Annotated in this window: 22 protein-coding genes and 1 pseudogene; 12 read left to right on the top strand and 11 right to left on the bottom strand. The window is 64.8% G+C overall.

Going from position 1 to position 20,370, the window contains the following annotated elements; all coding sequences use genetic code 11:
- Positions 1–67 precede the first annotated feature (67 nt).
- Positions 68–1,027, bottom strand: coding sequence for an AraC family transcriptional regulator (locus tag N2604_RS30935; protein ID WP_260371800.1), 960 nt, complete (start codon positions 1,025–1,027; stop codon positions 68–70).
- Between the two features lie 306 nt (positions 1,028–1,333).
- Here N2604_RS30935 and N2604_RS30930 point away from each other — a divergent pair, with 306 nt between their 5' ends.
- Both N2604_RS30930 and N2604_RS30925 read left to right on the top strand, forming a co-directional pair.
- Entirely contained in the window at positions 1,334–1,501 is a 168-nt protein-coding gene (locus N2604_RS30930; protein ID WP_172785547.1) for a hypothetical protein, read from the top strand.
- 61 nt (positions 1,502–1,562) lie between these two features.
- A complete protein-coding gene (locus N2604_RS30925; RefSeq protein WP_260371799.1) occupies positions 1,563–1,970 on the top strand; it encodes a hypothetical protein in 408 nt (135 codons plus the stop codon).
- A gap of 76 nt (positions 1,971–2,046) precedes the next feature.
- Here the strand turns inward: N2604_RS30925 and N2604_RS30920 are convergent, their stop codons facing one another.
- The gene (locus N2604_RS30920) at positions 2,047–2,622 is read right to left on the bottom strand and encodes a nuclear transport factor 2 family protein (protein ID WP_260371798.1); all 576 of its coding nucleotides are present in this window, start codon (positions 2,620–2,622) and stop codon (positions 2,047–2,049) included.
- A 79-nt stretch (positions 2,623–2,701) separates the two neighbouring features.
- Between N2604_RS30920 and N2604_RS30915 the strand changes: the two genes are divergently transcribed.
- The 4 genes from N2604_RS30915 (at position 2,702) to N2604_RS30900 (ending at position 7,492) form a co-directional block, all read left to right on the top strand.
- Positions 2,702–3,655 (top strand): LysR family transcriptional regulator, encoded by a 954-nt coding sequence (locus N2604_RS30915; protein ID WP_260371797.1) that lies wholly within the window; start codon positions 2,702–2,704, stop codon positions 3,653–3,655.
- A gap of 158 nt (positions 3,656–3,813) precedes the next feature.
- Complete coding sequence (locus N2604_RS30910; protein ID WP_260371796.1) at positions 3,814–5,274, top strand: GH1 family beta-glucosidase; 1,461 nt, start codon at positions 3,814–3,816, stop codon at positions 5,272–5,274.
- A 338-nt stretch (positions 5,275–5,612) separates the two neighbouring features.
- Complete coding sequence (locus N2604_RS30905; RefSeq protein WP_260371795.1) at positions 5,613–6,845, top strand: acetyl-CoA C-acetyltransferase; 1,233 nt, start codon at positions 5,613–5,615, stop codon at positions 6,843–6,845.
- Positions 6,846–7,189: 344 nt separating this feature from the next.
- Complete coding sequence (locus tag N2604_RS30900) at positions 7,190–7,492, top strand: HU family DNA-binding protein (RefSeq protein WP_018320691.1); 303 nt, start codon at positions 7,190–7,192, stop codon at positions 7,490–7,492.
- 70 nt (positions 7,493–7,562) lie between these two features.
- Here N2604_RS30900 and N2604_RS30895 read toward each other — a convergent pair whose 3' ends face one another.
- The 8 genes and pseudogenes from N2604_RS30895 to N2604_RS39840 all read right to left on the bottom strand — a co-directional run.
- Positions 7,563–7,727 (bottom strand): hypothetical protein, encoded by a 165-nt coding sequence (locus tag N2604_RS30895; protein ID WP_260376434.1) that lies wholly within the window; start codon positions 7,725–7,727, stop codon positions 7,563–7,565.
- A complete protein-coding gene (lon, locus tag N2604_RS30890; RefSeq protein WP_260371794.1) occupies positions 7,724–10,102 on the bottom strand; it encodes an endopeptidase La in 2,379 nt (792 codons plus the stop codon). Before lon ends, N2604_RS30895 begins: the two co-directional genes overlap by 4 nt.
- Before the next feature lie 8 nt (positions 10,103–10,110).
- Entirely contained in the window at positions 10,111–10,494 is a 384-nt protein-coding gene (locus N2604_RS30885) for an Hsp20/alpha crystallin family protein (protein ID WP_260371793.1), read from the bottom strand.
- Positions 10,495–10,662: 168 nt separating this feature from the next.
- Entirely contained in the window at positions 10,663–11,229 is a 567-nt protein-coding gene (locus tag N2604_RS30880; protein ID WP_260371792.1) for a ferritin-like domain-containing protein, read from the bottom strand.
- Between the two features lie 98 nt (positions 11,230–11,327).
- The gene (locus N2604_RS30875; RefSeq protein ID WP_197949780.1) at positions 11,328–11,534 is read right to left on the bottom strand and encodes a hypothetical protein; all 207 of its coding nucleotides are present in this window, start codon (positions 11,532–11,534) and stop codon (positions 11,328–11,330) included.
- Positions 11,535–11,620: 86 nt separating this feature from the next.
- A complete protein-coding gene (locus tag N2604_RS30870; RefSeq protein ID WP_260371791.1) occupies positions 11,621–12,808 on the bottom strand; it encodes a carboxylate-amine ligase in 1,188 nt (395 codons plus the stop codon).
- A 2-nt stretch (positions 12,809–12,810) separates the two neighbouring features.
- Complete coding sequence (locus tag N2604_RS30865; RefSeq protein WP_260371790.1) at positions 12,811–13,629, bottom strand: gamma-glutamyl-gamma-aminobutyrate hydrolase family protein; 819 nt, start codon at positions 13,627–13,629, stop codon at positions 12,811–12,813.
- A gap of 51 nt (positions 13,630–13,680) precedes the next feature.
- Positions 13,681–13,791 (bottom strand): annotated as a pseudogene (locus N2604_RS39840) (hypothetical protein); the annotation flags it as partial.
- Positions 13,792–14,113: 322 nt separating this feature from the next.
- Here N2604_RS39840 and N2604_RS30860 point away from each other — a divergent pair.
- Together N2604_RS30860 and N2604_RS30855 are read left to right on the top strand one after the other, a co-directional pair.
- A complete protein-coding gene (locus N2604_RS30860) occupies positions 14,114–14,767 on the top strand; it encodes an L-fuculose-phosphate aldolase (RefSeq protein ID WP_260371789.1) in 654 nt (217 codons plus the stop codon).
- A 15-nt stretch (positions 14,768–14,782) separates the two neighbouring features.
- Positions 14,783–16,570: a chloride channel protein gene (locus tag N2604_RS30855; protein ID WP_260371788.1), complete on the top strand. Its 1,788-nt coding sequence runs from the start codon at positions 14,783–14,785 to the stop codon at positions 16,568–16,570.
- Between the two features lie 6 nt (positions 16,571–16,576).
- Here N2604_RS30855 and N2604_RS30850 read toward each other — a convergent pair whose 3' ends face one another.
- Positions 16,577–16,828 (bottom strand): DUF2798 domain-containing protein, encoded by a 252-nt coding sequence (locus N2604_RS30850; protein WP_197949790.1) that lies wholly within the window; start codon positions 16,826–16,828, stop codon positions 16,577–16,579.
- 291 nt (positions 16,829–17,119) lie between these two features.
- Between N2604_RS30850 and N2604_RS30845 the strand changes: the two genes are divergently transcribed.
- From N2604_RS30845 to puuE, 4 genes are all read left to right on the top strand, one after another.
- Positions 17,120–17,536: a hypothetical protein gene (locus tag N2604_RS30845; RefSeq protein ID WP_260371787.1), complete on the top strand. Its 417-nt coding sequence runs from the start codon at positions 17,120–17,122 to the stop codon at positions 17,534–17,536.
- A 1,108-nt stretch (positions 17,537–18,644) separates the two neighbouring features.
- A complete protein-coding gene (locus N2604_RS30840) occupies positions 18,645–18,926 on the top strand; it encodes a hypothetical protein (RefSeq protein WP_260371786.1) in 282 nt (93 codons plus the stop codon).
- Between the two features lie 90 nt (positions 18,927–19,016).
- Complete coding sequence (locus N2604_RS30835) at positions 19,017–19,430, top strand: DUF3830 family protein (RefSeq protein ID WP_260371785.1); 414 nt, start codon at positions 19,017–19,019, stop codon at positions 19,428–19,430.
- Entirely contained in the window at positions 19,431–20,366 is a 936-nt protein-coding gene (puuE, locus tag N2604_RS30830; protein ID WP_260371784.1) for an allantoinase PuuE, read from the top strand.
- Positions 20,367–20,370: the final 4 nt, after the last annotated feature.

Here is a 20,370-nt window from a genome sequence, read left to right as displayed (position 1 = left end):
TCATGATCTAACCGATCGGGCGTGCCGCTGCCCCAGCGCGATTGCTGTCGCTATCGAGCGATTGCTGCTAACGCATGCGCCTGCGCCAATCGCTCGGCGTCTCGCCGGTCAGCTTCCTGAATGCCGCCGCGAACGCCGTCTGCGAGGAATAGCCGAGCGCGGCAGCGATCGAGACGATCGGCTCGTCGCTCTCCCGCAGCTTGTGCATGGCCTGCTCGAGCCGGTGTTGGCGCAGCCAGGCGTGGGGCGAGAGCCCGGTGCTTTCCTTGAAGGCGCGGCAGAAGTGAAAGCGCGAGAGGCCGGCATCGGATGCCAGCGCTTCGAGCGAGACGTCCGCGTCGCCGTCCGAGCGTAATCGTTCGATCGCGCGGAGCAGGACCTTCGGCGACAGCCCGCCCATGGCCGGTTGGAACGTGGCCGGCGTGCCTGCGTGCGCAGCCAGGACGCGGGTCGCGAGAAGATCCGTCACCTGATGCCGGAACAGCGCATCCAGGACCCCGTTGCCTTCGAGTGCATCCGCTGCGCTGAGCAGCAGTCTCGATGTAATGGGGTCGGGGTGCGCCGTCCGCTCCAGCAGGTCGGTCGGCCCTGCGATTCCGGCTTCGCCGGCAACGCGCTTCAGTGTCGCATTCGGAAGGTAGAGTTGAACGACATCGACAGGTTTCGGAATGTCCCATCGGGAGCTCGACCCCTCCGGAATGATGATCACGACTCCGGAGCGAAACGTCCCGATTGAAACCGATTTTCCCGTCCGGCGCTCCATGCGCTGTATCACGCCGTTATACGCCATGATCACGTGGTGGCTCATGGGCTCGACGACGTCGTGCAATGGGTCGTGATTCCAGTGCGCGATTCCGGCGCCGGAGGCGTCCAAGGCCATGCGGGTCGGTTCGGTTCTGAGCACCCGCGCCATCTCCGAGCCGGCGGCGCGCCGCTCGGAAATCGCGACGTCGGCGGGTTGTGCGCCAGGGACGGGTGACCGGCCGTCGGGCGAGGGCTTGTGCGTGGATGCGGTGCTCCCGGTCATTGCGTGGCTCCTTTCGATCGCCTGCTGCCTGAGATCAGGGGCCCGTACTTGCACGGGTTGGCGCGGGTTCTATGCGGGGCCGAGGCTCCGGGTCTTGCCTGAAACGGTTCTGGTTTGCCTGATCCTGCTCCAGCCGAGCGCGCGGTTTTACAAAGGCACGCTGGATGCGGCGGCCGATCGTTGCAAGCCCGCGGGAAGGTCGGCGGCGCGGTCCTCTTAACCGGTCAGAAACCATAGCAAATGATCTGAAAACTTTAACGAAACTGCTTGGTCGTCTGTGCGTCGATGTATCGGAGGGCCCGCCTGATGACAGAGCACCAGTTGAGAGAGCAGGAATTCCTGATCGCGCGATACCGGCATCTGGAACGCGAGGTGACCGACCCGCTTGCCGTGCATCTGCTTCACAGCATCATCGAGGAGCTCGAGGCCGAGCTGCGTAAGGAAAGACCGGATTGGCACGGGCCCGGTCATTAACCGTTTGTTGGCGCTAATGATGCCAATTGTCGGCGTGGGAATTCCAGGGGAGGCTGCTCCCATGCTGAAGGACGGCACCTACGCGGCGTGGTACAAGACGCCGATCGACCAGGGCACCGGGATCGTCCATGTCGCCGACGGCCAGATCTGGGGCCGTGACAGCCTGATGACCTATCACGGCACCTGCAAGGTCGATGGCGATCGCTTCACCGCCATCGTGTCGACGAGGCGTCATACCGACGGTCGCGCCACCGTGTTCGGCAACGATGATGAGCTGACGCTGACGATCGAAGGAAGCTGCCCTGGCAAGATCGCGACCTACACCGCGACGGCACCTCAGGCGCCGGGCATGATCCTCCACGGAACGCTCATCCTCACGGAACAACAGCCACCCGCACCTGAACCACCAGGGCAGATGCCGGCATTCAATCCCGACAAGCTGCCGAAATTGCCGAAGCGCTCGCGCTGAACATCGCGACGAAACCGCTTGTCGTATCGACTGGCCGCCGGCCAGCTCCGAATCCAAGCTCATCGGCGGCGCTTCGTCATTCTTCGTCCGGCCAGCCCCGGGCGAGTATCGCCGCCTGTTTCAAGCTGATGCTTCGGACCAGCGGATCGGCATGACGGTGCACGAGTTGCCAATCCGTGCCGTCCTTGCGGTAGACTTCGGTCACGCGCAGCGACCAGTCTTGAGCCGGCAACCCGCCCACTTCGGCGCGCTGGCGCTCGACCATGACGAGAGCGACGAGCGCGTCCGATGCATAAGTTTGCAAAACCTCGAGTTCGGTTTCGCCTTCCCTGAAGTATCGCGATAGGGCAGCCAGACGCTGGGGGCTAGCGTCGAATCCGCGACTCGTAGGCCCGCCGAAGGGCTGCATCAGCGTGAAATCGGGCGCGATGCGGACAAGCTGGGACCAGCGATCCACATCGCCACGCATGAAGGCGGCGTTCTTCTCGCGGGCGCGTTCGACAAGACCCGCTATCGCGTCGCTCCCCGCGGCCGCATCGGCCGAAAGCTGACCGGACAGAGGAATTGCTGCGGTAGCGGCCATCATCAAGCGCCGCGAAATCTTCTCCTGCTCGCTTGGCGGCCTGTTCAGTCCGGACGATTTCTTGGTCATTTCTAAGCTCCTGATCGAACGACGAATCCAATGCATGAAGCCTTGATCCCAATGAATCCAGCGATATGATTTCAGCAACATGCTGAACCAAATTGATCTATCCAGGATTGATCTGAATCTCCTCGTACTCTTCCGCGTGGTCCTGGAAGAGCGCCATGTCGGGCGTGCAGCCGCTCGGCTGAGCCTGACGCCGTCGGCTGTCAGCCATGCGCTTGGCCGGCTCCGTCTTTTGCTGAACGATCCGCTGTTTTTGCGGACCCCGAAGGGGGTCGTTCCGACGGAACGGGCCTTGGAGCTTGGAGAGCCGGTGGCCGAGATCATCGCGCGCGTCGAACAGCTGATCGGCTCGGCCGCACCGTTCGACCCGGAGCAAAGCGGCCGTCGGTTCACGATTGGCGCTCCCGATGCCGTACTGGTCTCCGCAATCGGTCCGCTGTTGCAATCGATCGCGACTGCGGCGCCCCACATTGATATCGGGCTGATCCACCTGATGCCTGGGCCGCGCGGTGGCGCGATCGGAGAGCCTTGGCAGCAAAGTCTAGACATGCTCGAACGACGCGAGCTCGATATCGCAATGCTGCCGCTGCCGGCGGTATCACCGCGTTTCGAGGCGCGCAGGCTTTACGAGGAGGAGTTCGTGCTGGCCATGCGCAAGGGACATCCCTTCGCAAAAGCGCCAACCTATGCTGCGTTCGCGCGATCACAGCACCTGCTGGTCTCTCTCAGTGGGGAACCGCGCGGTTTCGTCGATGAGATGTTGGCAAAGCGCGGCCTCGAACGCCGCATCGCTTTGACTGTCCCGAATTTCATGATGGCGCTTGCCCAGCTTTCCGGGTCTGATCTGATCGCCGCATTGCCGCGCCGACTGGTGGAGCAGCACGCCGGCCGTTTCGGCCTCGTGTTTGTCGAGCTGCCTTTCGCGCGCAAACCGGATACGATCCGGGCCATCGCGACCAAAGCGGCCATGAAAGACGCGGGCATCGCGTGGCTGATGCAGATTGTGGTCGGTTCAAGCGGAGCAGGCCGACGCTAGAATCCGGTCTGAACTCAATAGGCGTTCATCTCGGCAAGGGAACGGCATTGTGCTGCCGAGCCTACGGGGCGGATCTGGGGCCTCCTGCACCCGCTTCTCAAATCGCCCGGAACTATTCATTGTGCCGGCCCGAAACGAAAAGAAGTGGAGCAGCATCAATGACGGAGGGGACCTCGCGCCGCCGGTTTGCCAAGCTGGCGGGATTGTCCGCAGCCGGGATTGCGAGTCCCCTTGTGGTCGAGGCCAAGCCGGAACGGCCGCCGCGCAATGGAAGCGGCTTTCCCGCGGGCTTCGTCTGGGGCACGGCGACCTCGTCCTATCAGGTCGAGGGTGCGGTGGACGAGGACGGGCGAGGGGCCTCGATCTGGGACAAGTTCGTGCGCATCCCCGGCAAGATCGAGGACGGCACCACCGGCGACCGCGCCAACGAGCACTATCACCGCTACAAGGAGGACATCGCCCTCATCAAGGAGCTCGGCTGCAAGGCCTATCGCTTCTCGGTGGCCTGGCCGCGGGTGTTTCCCGACGGCGACGGCAAGCCCAATCCGAAAGGGCTCGACTTCTACAATCGTCTCGTCGACGAGCTTCTGAGAAACGGCATCGAGCCGTGGCTGACCCTTTATCATTGGGATCTGCCCCAACCGCTCGAGGATCGCTTCGGCGGCTGGCGTTCGACCGAGACCTGCAAGATCTTCGGTGACTACGCGGCCTATGTCGCCGAGCACCTCACCGACCGCGTCAGGAACGTGTTCACGCTGAACGAGAGCGGGCGCTTCGTCTATTTCGGTTACGGCATCGGCATCGACGCGCCGGGATTGAAGCTGCCGCAAGCCGATGTCAACCAGATCAGGCACAACAGCGCGCTGGCGCACGGGCTGGCGGTGCAGGCGGTGCGCGCCCATGGCCGCCGCGGCACCAGGGTGGGGCCGGCGGAGAACATCGATGCCTGTGCGCCTGCGTTCGACACGCCGGAAAACGTGCGCGCCGCGGAGATCGCGCTGCGAGAGATGAATGCCGGCTATCTCAACGTCATCATGACGGGCCGCTATACCGACGCCTTCCTGAAATACGCCGGGCCCAACGCGCCGAAATACACCGATGCGGAGCTCAAGATCATCTCTTCGCCGGTGGACTTCCTCGGCCTCAACATCTACGCCCCGCAGAACTACGTGGTGGCGTCCGACCAGGGCGCGGGTTTCAAGCCGCTGCCGATCCCGAAATCGTTCCCGCACATGAATTCGGATTGGCTGCGCGTCGGACCCGAGACGATCTACTGGGTGCCGAAGCTGGCGGCGAAGATCTGGAAGACGGATGCGATCTATATCAGCGAGAATGGCACCTCCGGCGACGACGTGGTGTCGCCCGACGGCAAGATCTATGACACCGACCGCATCATGTATTTGCGCAACTATCTCGCCCAGCTCCAGCGCGCCACCGACGAAGGGGTGCCGGTGCGCGGCTATTTCCTCTGGAGCCTCATGGACAATTTCGAGTGGGTGTACGGCCTCAACAAGCGCTTTGGCCTCTATCACGTCAATTTCGACACCCAGGTCCGCACGCCGAAACTCAGCGCCAGCTTCTACCGCAACGTGATCGCGAAGAATGCAGCGGGGGCGTAGTTCGCTTCGCCTCTCCCCGCACGCGCAGGGCTATCGCATATGGCTCCTTGAAAGAGCTGAACGCACGCCTCGCCCTTCGAGACGACCGCTGCGCGGTCCCTCAGGGTGAGGCTAAGCGGGCAGCGGCGCCTGCCAAAACATCTGCCACACACTCGGTCCTCATCCTGAGGGCCCGCCGGAGGCGGGCGTCTCGAAGGATGCGCCGCAAGGGAGACGTCAACATATGCGATAGCCCTGCCGCAAGCGGGGAGAGGCGAAGGGGCAGCGCCGCGCATTGACTCCACTCTTCCCCTTATTCAAAACCGTCCTCAACACCCATAAACAAGAGGACGACGCCAATGGCTGACGCGCTGATCATCGATGCCTGCCGGACCCCGCGGGGCATCGGCAAGGCCGGCAAGGGAGCCCTGTCGGGCATTCATCCGCAGCAGCTCGGGGCAACCGTGCTGCGCGCGCTTGCCGACCGCACCGGCATCGATACCGCTGATGTCGACGACATCGTCTGGGGCTGCAGCGCGCAGGTGGCAACGCAAAGCGGCGATCTCGGCCGCATGTCGGCGCTCGATGCCGGCTACGACGTGCGCGCCAGTGCGGTGACGCTCGACCGCTTCTGCGGGAGCGGCATCACCAGCGTCAACATGGCGGCTAGCTCGATCATGGCGGGTGCGGAGGATCTCGTCATCGCCGGCGGCTGCGAGATGATGTCGATGGAGGGACGGCGCGGCGGTGGCCCGATGATGATGGACGGCGGCAATCTGCGCCTGCGGGCACGGCATCCGCAGTCGCATCAGGGCGTCTGCGCCGATGCGATCGCGACGCTGGAAGGCATCACCCGAAGGGACGTCGACGCGCTCGGGCTGGAGAGCCAGAAGCGCGCAGGCTTTGCGATCGCGAACGGCCACTTCAAGAAGAGCCTCGTGCCGGTCCACCGCGAGGACGGCAGCTTGGCGCTGGACCACGAAGAATACCCGCGGCCGCAGACCACGATGGAAGGCCTCAGCAGCCTGAAGCCGGCATTTCCTGCGATCGCGGACCACGCGCTCGACGACAAGGGCACGACCTATCGCGGCCTGATCCTGCAAAAGTACCCTGATCTGAAGATCGAGTTCGTGCATCACGCCGGTAACTCCTCCGGCGTCGTCGACGGCGCTGCCGCGATCCTGCTGGCCTCGCCCGCTTACGCCAAGGCCCACGGCCTTAAAGCCCGCGCCCGCGTCGTCGCGATGGCCAATATGGGGGACTCGCCGACCCTGATGCTGAACGCGCCGGTGCCGGCAACGCGCAAGGTGCTGGCCAAGGCGGGTCTCACCATCGACGACATCGACCTGTTCGAGATCAACGAGGCCTTTGCGGTGGTGGCGGAAAAATATATCCGCGACCTCAAGCTCGACCGGGCCAAGGTCAACGTCAACGGCGGCTCGATTGCGCTCGGCCATCCGATCGGCGCCACCGGCTCGATCCTGATCGGCACCGTGCTGGACGAGCTCGAACGGCGCGACCTCAAGCGCGGTCTCGTCACGATGTGCGCCGCCGGCGGCATGGCGCCCGCCATCATCATCGAGCGCGTCTAGCCAATCGCCCCTCACTTTCTCCCCATTTTTACGGGGAGGAAGACCGGCGACCTGCGATCCGACCCTTATTTTTCAGGGTGAAACACGCGCCTCCTTTCACAAAGAGGCCGGTCGTCGCTTGTCGAAAGCGGCGAATCAGTTCTAGCAAGATGTCGTGCGGGCCTTTGAAACAAGGCAAAAACCGCTGCCCGAGGCTTCCTCCGCGCCGGAAGTAGCTAAAAAGCAGGGTTTTTTGTCACAGCAGGCCAGAAAAGCCCGTAATTTCTCGACAAAACTGTGCAGAAGGCTATAGGCCTTCAACGGTTGGTCTAATATGCAACCGGCAACGAATCAGAGGAGACACGATGCCAACCCAGATGTCCAAATCGCAGTTGATCGAAAAGATTGCGACCGCCACCGAGCTTTCCAAGCGTGACGTCAAGAACGTCATGGAGACGTTGACCGACGTCGGCCACAAGGAGCTCAAGAAGAACGGCCTGTTCCTGGTGCCGGGCTTCGCCAAGTTCGTGGTCATCAAGAAGCCCGCGACCAAGGCGCGCAAGGGCACCAACCCGTTCACGGGTGAAGAGATGATGTTCAAGGCCAAGCCGGCCCGGAAGATCGTCCGCGCCCGCCCGGTCAAGGCAGCCAAGGACGCCGTGGGCTAACAACGCAAAGGCCCCCTCGAACGAGGGGGCCTTTTGTATGGGGTTGCCGCGAGGGCCTGAGACGGAGGGCTCAACCCTTGCGGCGCTTCACCCGGACCGGGACCGGCTGAAGCCGCGGCTCGGGTCCTGCGAGCGTATCGCGAATCCGGTCGATCGCCCGATCGAGCAATTGGCGCAGCCGCTGCGTCTTCCGCGATCGCTTCGCTCTTTCCAGCAGTCTCTTCATCGCCTTCACTCCGCCGCTTCTTTGGCTTCAGCCGGCTCGAGCGCGGCGGCGATGGCTTCGTCGACGCGCTCCAGCCAGATGAATTCGAGGTTGTCCCGCGCGCTCTTCGGGATGTCGTCGTAATCCCGCTTGTTGCGCGCCGGCAGCATCACCCGCTTCAGGCCGGCAGCAGCCGCAGCCACCACCTTCTCCTTGATGCCGCCTACGGGGAGCACCAGGCCGCGCAGCGAGATCTCGCCGGTCATCGCGGTGTCGCTCCTCACCGTGCGGTTGGTGAGCAGTGAGGTCAGCGCCGTGAACATCGCAACGCCCGCGCTCGGCCCGTCCTTCGGGGTTGCCCCCGCCGGGACGTGAACGTGGATGTCGCTCTTCTCGAACGCTTGCGGATCGATGCCGAGCTGGGAGGCCCGGCTCTTCACCAGCGTCAGCGCAGCCTGCACGCTCTCGCGCATGACGTCGCCGAGCTGGCCGGTCAGGATCAGCCCGCCCTTGCCGGGCACGCGCGTGGCCTCGATGAACAGGATGTCACCGCCGACCGGCGTCCAGGCAAGGCCGGTGGCCACGCCGGGAACGCTGGTGCGCAGTGCGATCTCGCCCTCGAACCGCGGCTGGCCGAGCACGGTGGCGATGTCCTTTGCCGTCACCACGATCTTCGTGGCCGTGCCTTCGGCGACCTGGACCGCGGCATGGCGGAACACCTTGCCGATCTCGCGCTCGAGGTTACGCACGCCGGCCTCGCGGGTGTAGCCCTTGACGATCAGCTTCAGGGCTTCCGGCTCGATCTCGGCCTGCTCGGCCGAGAGGCCATTGGCCTCCAGCTGCCGCCGCACCAGATAGCGCCGCGCGATCTCCAGCTTCTCGTCCTCGGTGTAACCGGCGAGGCTGATCAGCTCCATGCGGTCCAGGAGCGGACCCGGGATCTGGTCCAGCATGTTGGCGGTCGCGATGAACACCACGCGCGACAGGTCGAAGGGCACGCCCAGGTAATTGTCCCGGAACGTCCCGTTCTGCTCGGGGTCGAGCACCTCCAGCATGGCGGCCGAAGGATCGCCCTGCACGCCGCGGCCCATCTTGTCGATCTCGTCCAGCATCATGACGCAGTTGCGTGCGCCCGCCTTCTTGATGCCCTGGATGATGTTGCCGGGCAGCGCACCGATATAGGTGCGGCGGTGACCGCGGATCTCGGCCTCGTCATGCACGCCGCCCAGGCTGACGCGCACGAACGGGCGATCCATCGCGCGTGCGATGGACTGGCCGAGCGAGGTCTTGCCGACGCCGGGCGGGCCGACGAAGCACAGGATCGGCGCCTTGCCCTGCGGAGCGAGCTTGCGCACCGCCAGATATTCGATGATCCGGCTCTTGATCTTTTCCAGGCCGAAATGGTCGGCATCCAGGATGGCTCGCGCCTCCTTGATGTCGATCGGCTTCTCCTCGGGCAGCGCCCAGGGCAGCTCGATCAGCCAGTCCAGATAGGTGCGGACCATGCCGGCCTCGCCGGCAGCCTCCGGCATGCGCTCGTAGCGGCGCAGCTCCTTCTTGGCATGCGCCTCCGCCTCGGGCGGCATGTTGGCCTTGGCGATCGCGGCCGTCAGCTCGGTGACTTCGGCTTGCTTGCCGTCGCCTTCGCCGAGCTGGCGCTGGATGGTCGCCATCTGCTCGCGCAGGATCGCCTCGCGCTGCCGCTCGTCGAAGGAGGCCTTGGTCTGCTGGCCGATCTCCTTGGAAATGCGCAGCACCTCCAGCCGCTCGGCCAGGTACTTCGACACCTTGTCGATGCGGAGCGCGAGGTCGATGGTCTCCAGCACCTCCTGCTTGTCCTGCGGCTTGATGTCCATGAACGAGGTCGCCAGATCCGCCAGCGCGCCGGGCGCGCTGGTGCCCTGGAACATCGCGGCGAGCTCGGGCGGTGCCTGCGGCAGCAGCTCGATCGCCTCGATGGCCTGGCGCTGCAGGTTCAGCGCCCGGGCCTCGATCTCGGGCGAGGTCGTGGTCGGCTCGGGGATCTGCTGGAAGCGCGCGGCGGGGAACGGCGTCCCCGGCAGGAAGTCGAGGATGCGCGCGCGCTGCACGCCCTGGCAGACGATGTGATGGGTGCCGTCGGGCGCGGTGATGTAGCGCACGATGTTGGCGATGGTCGCGACTCGATAAAGATCGTCCGGCCCGGGGTCGTTGGTCTCGGGGCTGCGTTGCAGGACGATGCCGATCGGCCGCTGCTCGCGCAGCGCCTGCTGCGCGGCGGCAATCGACTTCGCCCGGCCGATCGTGATCGGCGCGATGGCGCCGGGAAACAGCACCATCTCGCGCACGGGGACGATGATCAGCGCGTCGTCGGGGATCTTCACGTCGTTGTTGGCTTGTTCGTTGTTCATCTGTTCGGTGGCCATGATCGACCTCAGGATTTCGCGAGGCGCAGTGCGACGCAGCCGTCCATCACGAAGCGGCTGATGGCGTAGCGGCCGAGGGGAAGCGTGATGCGGCGCTCAAAACGCCCCTGCGGCAGCTCGAGCCGATGGATGCGGGCGTTGCGAAGCTCCGGCGGCAGGGTGCGCTGACCCGAGATGACGAGAACGCCGTCATGGATGACGGTCTCGACATTGTCCGGATTGACGCCGGGAAGCGCGACAAGGATCAGGAGCTCACGCTCGGTTTCGAGCACGTCGATCGGTGGCTCCCAGCAGGCTTCTTGGCGGCCGAACTGCTGGCGCAGCCGATCGGCGCGGGTGAGCGAGTCCAGGGCTTCGGACAGCATCCAGTCGAGGGGATTTTTGGGTTGCATGATGCGGGCTCTGGGGTGGGAAAGCCTGCATATGGGGCCAGTTCCCGGGAAATCCAGTGCGGCAATCCAGTGCAGTGGCGCCGATGTGCCATGCGCCGCCGTGCGATCAAGGCAAGCGAACGCCGCGGCATGTGGCCGCGACGTTCCGTTCACTGGCAGGGCGCGGGGTCAGGCCGCCGCGCGGTATTCTTCTTCCGCTTCGAGGTTGATTACCGAGGTAGCGAGCTCGGTCAGGGTGCGATCGGTCGCCTCTTCCTCGTCCAGCGTCTCCTGGAGCAGCGTTGCTGCGTCCTGCATGCCGAGCTCCTCGGCCCAGGTGCGCAGCGTGCCGTAGCGGGAGATCTCGTAGTGCTCGACCGACTGCGCTGCCGCGAGCAGTCCGGCATCGAGCGCCGGCGCGCCCTTGAACTCCTTCATGATCTCGGCGCCCTCGTCGGCAATGCCGTTGATGGCCTCGCAGGGCTTGCCGCGTGCCGGCTTGCCCAGCATCTTGAAGATCTGGTCGAGCCGTTTGACCTGGCCCTGGGTCTCGCGCAAATGCTTGTTGAAAGCGGCCGCAAGCTCCTTGGAATTCGCGGCCTTGGCCATCTTGGGCAGGGTCTTGATGATCTTGTTCTCAGCGAAATAGATGTCCTTCAGCGTCTCCAGAAACAGGTCGCTGAGCATCTTCGGCGCCTGACGCGGCCGGCGCGCCGCGGTCTTCTTGGTCGTGCGTTTCTTCGCTCGTTTAGCCATACGTCCTCCTCATGAGGCGACACGGGAAGGCCTCGCCTTCCTCAATCCTCGGCCGATCAAAGCCGTCGGAGAACGAAAGTTCCAAACTGCAACCTCGCTCAGGTCGGGCGCTTGTAGGGGTCTTCCTGGCGCTGGCGCTCTTCCGTCGCGCGGTCGAGGCGTGCGCGCTCGCTGCGGCGCAGATGGCCGGCCTTCATCACCCCGTAGACGAGGGCCCCGCCGAGCACGAACGCGCCGATGAACCAGAGCCAAAGCATCTGGGCCGAGGCGTGGCCCAAGAGCATGCTAACTCCGCTGTCGCTCATGATTGGTCTCCACAATTGTCCATTGCCGTCACGCTGAGCTAAGTCGGCGGCCAAAACCTCGTTCCATGCGGCCGCGGCCTGCGGCGTCAGACCAGGTCGGCCAGGGTTTGCCGCACCGCTGGCGCCTTCGGCTCGCCGCCCCGGGCGGTGAAGTCTCCGGCCTCGGTGGAGGCCCGCAGCCATTTCGTCACGTCGCCGATCGCTTCGCGCGGCGAGCGGCCGAACTTGCGCAAGCCGCGGAAATATTCGAGCTGAAGGTGGGCCGACGTGCCCCGCTTGGGGATCGATTTCAGGTGCTGGATGTCGTCTTCGATGCCGAGATGGTCGACGTGAGGCGCCACCATGGCGATCACCGAATCGAGCCAGGTTCTGAACGAGACCGGCTCCAACGACACCAGATCGATATAGGTGCCGTCGGTTCCGTAGCGCTGGGCGCGCCAGCGGTTCTCCTCGACCAGCGCGCGGTGCACGGCGGAATAGGTGGCGTTCAGCTCGGGGTGGTGAACGGCGTGGCGGACCAGCGCGCGGAACAGCGCCGCGATCGCCACCGAATCCGCGATCGCCGTGCAGCAATCGGTGATGCGCAGCTCGAGCGTCGGATGCTGCAGCGACGGCCGCAGCGCCCACCAGACATGGGTGGCGTTAGGGACGATGCCGGCATCGACCAAGGTCTTCACGTAGGTCTCGTATTCGGAAAGGTTCCGAAACATCTCGGGAAAGCCGGTCCGGGGCAGGGCGTCGTTGGCGGCATTGCGGTAGCCCAGCAATCCCGTCGGGTAGCCGCACCAGAACGGCGAGGAGGTCGAGAGCGCCAGCAGCAGCGGCAGGAACGGCACCAGGCGGTGCATGATCTCGACCCGCAAATCGGGCTCGGGCACCTCGACGTGGACGTGCAGTCCGCTGATCGGGTTGCCGAGGCCGACCATACCGAGGTCGCTGATGACCTTGCTGTAGCGGCGCTTGCGCGTCATGCGCTGCTGCTGCGGCTGCGCCAGCGGGTGTGTGCCGGCCGCGATGATGCCGACGCCGTGGTCCTTGCCGACCTCGGTGAGCTCCGCGCGATAATGCGCGAGCTCGGCCAGCGCATCGGCCGAAGACGTCAGCGGCGGGGTCGCCACCTCGATCTGCGATTGCAGCATCTCGGTGGTCAGCCGCTCGCCGAGGCGCTTCTGCGCCGCCGCCATGTAGGGCTTGGGCAGCTCGGATCGCGGCGCCGCCGACTGGCGGTTGACCAGAAAATATTCCTCCTCGATGCCGAAACGGTAGCGGTGCATGCCTATGCTGCCCCTTGGGCCTTGGCGTGGCGGCGCACCGCGTCGCCAAAAGCCGCCAGAATGCGCGCCGACGCGTGATCGGAGCTCGCCCAATAATCGGGATGAAAAAGGGTGCCGAGCGCAAAATCGCCCGCGCCCTCGACGCTGACGGCCTCGATCGAGCCGTCCTCGGCAACGGCCTCCGCGACGAGACCTGGAGCGAGATCGGCGATCAGGAAGCTGTGCAGCGAGTTCACGATGATCGAGTCCGCGCCGCAGATCTGATGCAGGACACCGCCCTTGCGCAAGCCCACCTTCTGCCGCAGCCGGTAGCGGGCGTCCTCGTTGTCCGCCTCGGGCGTGCCATGGCGCTGGTCCTCGGGCAAATCGTCCGGCTCCTTCGCCAGCGTGCCGCCGAAAGCGACATTCAGCTCCTGGAAGCCGCGGCAGACGAACAGAGCGGGGATGCCCCGCGCCAGCGCCCGCGGGATCAGGCGCAGCGCGACCTCATCGCGGAATTCGTCGAACGGGCCGTCGCGCTCCTCGTCGACCGTTTGTCCATAGCGGGACGGATGGACGTTGGTCTGTCCGCCGCCGACAAAGAGGCCATCAAGCCCATCCAGATAGGCATCGATATCAGCCTCGGGCGCCACAGGCAGAATCCGCGGCACGGCGCCGGCGACAAGGCCGATCGCGTTGACGCAGACCATCGAGACCGAGGCGAGCTGCTCGCCGCGCGCGACCATGGAATCGGAGAGAATGCCGACCTGCGGTGCGCCGCTGCGGCCTTGCCACTGCCCGCGCGAGGCACTGCGCCGCCATTGCTGAAGGCCGTATGCCACGGCATCTGCCGCGCTGCCGAATTGATGAATCGCCGCCTTGAGCTCTTTGACGTTTGTCCCTAATCGAAGCGCCCAGCGGCTGCAGGCAACGGGATCGTGCGGATCAATTCTGGAACGGAGCTCGTGCAATTGCTTCGGCTGCTTCTGTTCGTGTTGATGCACAGTGAAACGGCAATCGTGGGGAATGGTTGCTTTGCGATTGCACTGTTCGATCTGATTGCCTCCGCACCAGCCTTAACTTTTGTTATTGCTCGCATCTGAAGAGCCGATGGCCGGCCCCGGCGCGATTGCCACCGCGCTGCTACTTTTGGGCGGGTGCGGGCTATGGGGCGCGGCTCGTGATCCTGCCCTAGAGCTGCGACAATCTGTTAACTTGTCGAACTCCCGTTCCGGCTTGGCGGCAGGATCCGGGACGCTTTCGCTTGCACTGTCATGTTGCTTTGACGTACTTCCGGTCCAACAAGCCCTTCGACAGGAAATCGACATGTCGATGACAGCGGACGAGCTCGCCAAGAGACAGGCCATTATCGACGCCTGCCGGCGCATGAACGCGCTCGGCATCAACCAGGGCACATCTGGCAATATCAGCGTCCGGCATGCGGACGGGCTCCTGGTCACGCCGACCAGCGTGCCCTATGAGGCCATGAGTCCGGACCAGATCGTCTTCATGGCCATGGACGGCTCGCACGCGGCCGACCAGAAGCCGTCGAGCGAATGGCGCTTTCATCGCGACATCCTGAAGTCGCGGCACGACGTCAACGCCGTCGTGCACGCCCATCCGACCTATTGCACCATCCTGGCGATCATGGGCATGGAGATCCCGCCGGTGCATTACATGATCGCGGCGGCGGGCGGCGACAGCATCCGCTGCGCGCCCTACGCGACGTTCGGAACGGCGGAGCTGTCCGAGCATGCGGTACGGGCGCTGGAGGGCCGGCTTGCCTGCCTGCTCGACCATCACGGCATGATCGCGATCGGCAAGACCTTGGACAAGGCGATGTGGCTGGCGGTCGAGGTCGAGACGCTGGCGCGGCAATATCACGGCTGCCTGCAGATCGGACGCCCGCCGCTGCTTCCGAGCGAGGAGATCGAACGGGTTCGCCAGCGCATGGCCGGTTACGGCCTGTCGGAAGGGTAGGGGGCGGGCCAGACGGTGTTCGTGCGGATCAGGCATCTCGTCGATCGCAAGAAGACGAACCGCACCATGGTTCGGCTGCGCGCACTGTTGCGCAGCAACGAGTTCTACCTGATCCCGCTGGCGCTCGTGATCGGCACGCTCGCAGGCGCGATCGTGACTCTGATGGCCGAGATCGCCCAGATCGCGCATGTCGTGATCTACGGCATTCCCGTCGACGTCCGCCTGTCCGCCAACGCGAGTGTCAGCCCCTGGGCAGCGTTGATCGCACCTGCGCTCGGAGGGCTCTCGCTCGGCATCATGGAATGGTCGCGGCGGCGCATGAAGATCTCGAACGCGGTCGACCCCATCGAGGCAAACGCGCTGCGCGGCGGCAATCTGTCGATGCGCGACAGCGTGGTGGTGTCGAGCCAGACCCTGATCTCGAACGGCTGCGGCGCCTCGGTCGGCCTCGAGGCCGGCTACACCCAGATCGGCTCCGGCATCGCCTCGCTGCTCGGCAAGTTCTTCAACCTTCGCCGCAACGATCTGCGCCTGATGGTCGGTTGCGGGGCCGCGGCGGCGATCGCGGCGGCGTTCGGCGCGCCGATCACCGGCGCCTTCTACGCCTGCGAGCTGATCGTCGGAGTCTATTCGGTCGGCAGCGCTGCGCCGATCCTGGCGGCCTCGCTGGCGGGCGCCCTGACCGCGCAATGGCTCGGCGGCGCGCCCTATTCATTGGAGATACCCAAGGTCAGCGCCGTCGGCGTCGAGCAATATCTGGCGCTGATCGGGCTCGCCCTTATCACCAGCGGCGTCGGCATCGCCGTGATGCGCTCCTCGCCGACATTCGAGCGGCTGTTCGCCTGGATGCCGGTCTGGTTGCGGCCCGTGATCGGCGGCCTGATCGTCGGCGGGTTCGCCATCGTCACGCCGCAGGTTCTCGCGGCCGGCCATGGCGCCATGGTGCTCGATCTCTTCCACGACATGACGATCGGCCTGATCGCGCTGATCATCGGCCTGAAGGTGACGGCCTGCCTGATCTCGCTCGCCTCGGGCTTTCGCGGCGGCCTGTTCTTCGCTTCTCTGTTCGTCGGCAGCCTGATCGGAAAGTTCTTCGCCGAGCTGTTGGAGCTGATCAGTCCGCAGTTCGTAGTCGACCCGCTGGTGGCGATGCTGACCGGCATGGCGACGCTCGGCGTCGCCATCGTCGGCGGCCCCCTCACGATGTCGTTCCTCGTGCTCGAGATGACACGCAATGTCGACGTCACCGCCGTGGTGCTGGCCGGCTGCATCGTCACCTCGATCTGCGTGCGCTTCATGTTCGGCCATTCCTTCTCGACCTGGCGCCTGCACCTGCGCGGCGAGACCATCCGCAGCGCCAACGACGTCGGCTGGCTGCGAAATCTCACGGTCGAGCGCCTGATGCGCTCGGACGTCGGCAAGGTGCCGTCGACCACGACGATCGCCGCTGCGCGCCGCGAGTTCGCGCTTGGCTCGCGGCCGGGAATTGTCATCGTCAACAATGCTGACGAATATGTCGGCCTCGTCCTGCTGCCCGATCTGTTCTCCAGCGATCTCGACACCATCGCCGACGACATCCAGGTGATCGAGCTCGCCCGCCTGATCGACATCGTGCTGATCCCGGAAATGAACGTGAAGTCGGCGATGGCGGTATTCGACGAAGCCGAGGCGGAGATGCTGGCGGTGGTCGATTCCACCGACAGCCGCAAGGTCGTCGGCTTCCTCACCGAGAACTTCGCCCGCCGCCGCTATGTCGAGGAGATCGACAAGGCGACGAGAGGTGTGCTGGGGGCGCTGTCGTAAGCGCGGCTAGCGGCCGGGTGGCGTTGCCACGAGCCAGGCCACGATCCGGCGGACCAGCGGCAGCACCACGAGCAGCGTCGGGAAGGCGACGAGCCAGGATAGTCCCCAGGCGCCCGGCCAGGTCGCCAGGAACGCCGGCGTTGCGCCTAAGCTCCGCAGCGTCGAAATGACCGACACCACCGCCGTCATGAGGATGGACAGCACGAATGGCATCACGATCGGCGCATAGCGCGCCGGCAGTTTGCGAACCACAATCATCTGGTTTCTCTTGGAAAAGGACGCGTCGATCACGTTGAACCCTGGAAAATGGCATCGATCCCGACGGCGTCGGTTGATGCGGTGGTTCACGTGAAACGCTTACGGCGACCGAAAAACGGCGCGGCTGTTCATTATCCGCTCAGGTTGGATGGTTCAAGCTGGATCTGATCGGTCGGTTTACAATCGTTCAAAGCGTGGCAGATCGCCGCGATCATGAAACCATTTCAGTGGTTTGCGGATTATAGATCGTTTGCTTATGTTTCTTTGGGCGAGAACAGAGGGAATTCGAACATGAGTATTGGACCCGTGATTTCCGCTGCCGGCCGCAACACGATCGTGGTCGCGCTTGCAAGCCTCGCCCTGATTGCGGCTTCCGCATCCCAGTCCGCAGCGGCTTCGGCCGGGACACCGGGCGCCAAGGCGACCGTCGCAGGCCAGGCTGCTGCCTCCGGCGTCACCGATTTCAGCGCACACCGGCGTCGTCATTACTATCGACGCGGGCCGAATGCCGCGGGTCTCGCCTTCATGGGCTTGGCCGCAGGTCTGATCGGAGGCGCGATCGCCGAGAGCCGCCGCCAGGAATATTATGAAAACCGCTATTATTATGGTTATGGCCCGCGTCCCTACTACGGCTCTGGTTATTACGGCGGTCCCGGCTACTACGGCGGCGGCTACTACGATCCGGGCTATCGTTACGCGCCATATTGAGCGACCCGGGGGCGGCACAGGTCTTTCGACCGGACACGACGCGTCCAAGCTAAATCCTTCCCGTAGCCCGGATGGAGCGACAGCGTAATCCGGGGCTGCTCGCCCGGCATCTTGCACTTTCCCGGATTGCGCTGCGCTCCATCCGGGCTACGGCATCGTGCCTGTGTCGCTTCTCTGTCAATGCATTCACGCGAACATATTTTGCTTTACCGAAATTCGGAAATATCGTATGTCTCGCCCATCCCGGCTCATCTCGAGGGGCGATCATGCGGTCGTCATTGTCGCGAGCCGGGCTTGCGGTGGACGCGGCAGCGTCGTGTACGAGATGCCGAGGGCGGGGCGGATTGCTCTCCGTGAGCCCGAGGCTTCGTATGGACGAGCGGCGCTGTCAGGTTCGTCGCGCCGGCATGTCGATGGCAACGTGCACAACGCCGTCGAACCCTGCGGCGCCAACGAACCGCGCGTACGGCAAAACCGTGTGGTCCTGGCCGTCGTTGCTACGGTCAAGCTCTGGCGAATGCGGCCCTCGCGTCAACCGGCGCGGTGCCGGCGACTTTCGCGGGAGTGAGGGAGGCCAGAGGGAACTCGGCTCCCGGGAGAGCGCGGCATAAGCCGTCCGACCATCGCGCAGGGAAGGCCGTGTGTTGGGCTTCACCTGTATGCTGCTGTGCGGTCTTCTTTGCGCGTGCTTTTTCGCGCAGCGGACCGCGGGTGCCGCCGGCACCCGGCCTTCCCTGCGCCCTCCTGCACATGAGGGCGGCGAGAGATGAAGCAAGGCTCGGGCGAAATCAGCCGCGAGATCGGGAAGGCGTGTCTGGTGAAGACCGTGAATGCGCGGGTTGCTACAGCGGGCCAACTCCATCGCCGTCACCCTGAGGCGCTCGCCTCTTCGGCGAGCCTCGAAGGGCGACGGCCCGGCTGCATCGTCGCCGCTCATCCTTCGAGGCTCCGCTCGCGATGCTTCGCACCGCAAGCCTCACCCTCTCAGGATGACGGAGCTAAACGAGCTGTGCCGTACGCCTGCAACATTACGGTCCCGTCGCCTCGCGTATGGACTTGCCCGCCGCAATCCGGTTCAATGGGCCCATTGAGCTTCCAGGCGACAATGATGTCGAAATATCTGCTGGTCCTTCTCCTGATCGCCGCGCCGGCTGCGGCGCAGATCAAGCCCACGCCGAAGAGCTCGGCGGCGCATCCCGATCCCTGCGCACCGATCGGGCGGACTGCGGACGGCAAGCTGGTCTATTCCATGAAATGCGAGAACCTGCCGGCACCGCCCGCACCGCCGCCGCAGGCGGAACTGAAGGAGGCACCGCCTGCGGCCGCTGCGGAGCCGGAGCCGGAGGTCAGGCGGAGCGGAATATTCGGCTGGTCCTACGACCGCAGGTGATGTGGCTTCGCCCGTTGCGCGAAGCCCGATGGAGTGCTTTTTGCTGAAAGTTCCCCGCGGGGCGCATCGCCCCCGATCCAGAGAGATGAGATGAGCAAACTCGTTGTCCGCGCCGGCGATTTCACCTTCGATGCCCGTTTCGAGGAGCAAGCGGCGCCCAAGACCGTCGCCGCCTTCCGCAAGGCGCTGCCGTTCGAAAGCCACATCATCCATGTGCGCTGGAGCGGCGAGGGCGTGTGGATGCCGCTCGGCGACCTCGACTTCGGCGTCGGCTACGAGAACCACACCAGCTATCCCGCGCCCGGCCAGATCATCCTCTATCCCGGCGGCATCAGCGAGACCGAGATCCTGCTGGCCTATGGCGGCGTGCATTTTGCGAGCAAGATGGGCCAGCTCGCCGGCAACCATTTCATCACGCTGACCTCGGGCCTGGAGAACCTGGCGACGCTGGGCAAGAGCGTGCTGTGGAAGGGCGCGCTGCCGATCCGCTTCGAGGAAGTTTGAGTGACTGAGCCCCGCTACCCGCGCGATCTCCGCGGTTACGGCCGCAACCCGCCGCATCCGCAATGGCCTGGTGACGCGCGGGTCGCGGTGCAGTTCGTCGTCAATTTCGAGGAGGGCGGCGAGAACAACATCCTGCACGGCGACCGCGCCTCGGAAGCCTTCCTGTCCGACGTGCTCGGCGCGCAGCCCTGGCCGGGCCAGCGCCATGCCAATATCGAATCCATGTTCGAGTATGGCTCGCGCGCCGGCTTCTGGCGGCTGTGGCGGATGTTCAACGAGCGGAAGTGGCCGACCACCGTGTTCGGCGTCGCCACCGCGCTCAAGCGCAATCCGGAGATTGTCGCGGCCATGAAGGAGGCGGGCTGGGATATCGCCAGCCACAGCCTGAAATGGATCGAGCACAAGGACATGACGGAGGCGCAGGAGCGCGCCGAGATCGCCGAGTCCATCCGCGTCCATACCGAGGCGACCGGCGCGCGGCCGCTCGGCTGGTACACCGGGCGCTCCTCGATCAACACCAATCGTCTGTTGATGGAGGAAGGCGGCTTCCTCTATCTCTGCGACTCCTATGCCGACGATCTGCCCTATTGGGTCAAGGGCGCGGGCGGCAAGCAGCTCATCATTCCCTATACGCTGGATGCCAACGATATGCGGTTCATCAACCCGCAAGGGTTTGCCGAGGGCGAGCAGTTCTACACCTATCTGAAGGACGCCTTCGACGTGCTCTACGCGGAAGGCGAAGCCGCGCCGAAGATGATGTCGGTCGGCTTGCATTGCCGCCTCGCCGGCCGGCCCGGCCGCGCGGCGGGCCTGATCCGCTTCCTCGACTATATCGGCAAGCACGAGCGGGTCTGGGTGCCGACGCGGTTGCAAATCGCGCAGCACTGGCACGAGAAGCACGCCCATCTTGCCGCCGACGCATTCGAGATCGGGTGAGATG

This window comes from Bradyrhizobium sp. CB1015, assembly GCF_025200925.1.
GTDB lineage: Bacteria > Pseudomonadota > Alphaproteobacteria > Rhizobiales > Xanthobacteraceae > Bradyrhizobium.
This window is presented reverse-complemented; position numbering and strand designations above follow the sequence as displayed.

Bases quoted from the DNA above. Each gene is read 5' to 3' on its own strand.
- N2604_RS30935 (WP_260371800.1), bottom strand. From the start codon at position 1,027: ATGACCGGGAGCACCGCATCCACGCACAAGCCCTCGCCCGACGGCCGG.
- N2604_RS30930 (WP_172785547.1), top strand. From the start codon at position 1,334: ATGACAGAGCACCAGTTGAGAGAGCAGGAATTCCTGATCGCGCGATAC.
- N2604_RS30925 (WP_260371799.1), top strand. From the start codon at position 1,563: ATGCTGAAGGACGGCACCTACGCGGCGTGGTACAAGACGCCGATCGAC.
- N2604_RS30920 (WP_260371798.1), bottom strand. From the start codon at position 2,622: ATGACCAAGAAATCGTCCGGACTGAACAGGCCGCCAAGCGAGCAGGAG.
- N2604_RS30915 (WP_260371797.1), top strand. From the start codon at position 2,702: ATGCTGAACCAAATTGATCTATCCAGGATTGATCTGAATCTCCTCGTA.
- N2604_RS30910 (WP_260371796.1), top strand. From the start codon at position 3,814: ATGACGGAGGGGACCTCGCGCCGCCGGTTTGCCAAGCTGGCGGGATTG.
- N2604_RS30905 (WP_260371795.1), top strand. From the start codon at position 5,613: ATGGCTGACGCGCTGATCATCGATGCCTGCCGGACCCCGCGGGGCATC.
- N2604_RS30900 (WP_018320691.1), top strand. From the start codon at position 7,190: ATGCCAACCCAGATGTCCAAATCGCAGTTGATCGAAAAGATTGCGACC.
- lon (WP_260371794.1), bottom strand. From the start codon at position 10,102: ATGGCCACCGAACAGATGAACAACGAACAAGCCAACAACGACGTGAAG.
- N2604_RS30885 (WP_260371793.1), bottom strand. From the start codon at position 10,494: ATGCAACCCAAAAATCCCCTCGACTGGATGCTGTCCGAAGCCCTGGAC.
- N2604_RS30880 (WP_260371792.1), bottom strand. From the start codon at position 11,229: ATGGCTAAACGAGCGAAGAAACGCACGACCAAGAAGACCGCGGCGCGC.
- N2604_RS30875 (WP_197949780.1), bottom strand. From the start codon at position 11,534: ATGAGCGACAGCGGAGTTAGCATGCTCTTGGGCCACGCCTCGGCCCAG.
- N2604_RS30870 (WP_260371791.1), bottom strand. From the start codon at position 12,808: ATGCACCGCTACCGTTTCGGCATCGAGGAGGAATATTTTCTGGTCAAC.
- N2604_RS30860 (WP_260371789.1), top strand. From the start codon at position 14,114: ATGTCGATGACAGCGGACGAGCTCGCCAAGAGACAGGCCATTATCGAC.
- N2604_RS30850 (WP_197949790.1), bottom strand. From the start codon at position 16,828: ATGATTGTGGTTCGCAAACTGCCGGCGCGCTATGCGCCGATCGTGATG.
- N2604_RS30845 (WP_260371787.1), top strand. From the start codon at position 17,120: ATGAGTATTGGACCCGTGATTTCCGCTGCCGGCCGCAACACGATCGTG.
- N2604_RS30840 (WP_260371786.1), top strand. From the start codon at position 18,645: ATGTCGAAATATCTGCTGGTCCTTCTCCTGATCGCCGCGCCGGCTGCG.
- N2604_RS30835 (WP_260371785.1), top strand. From the start codon at position 19,017: ATGAGCAAACTCGTTGTCCGCGCCGGCGATTTCACCTTCGATGCCCGT.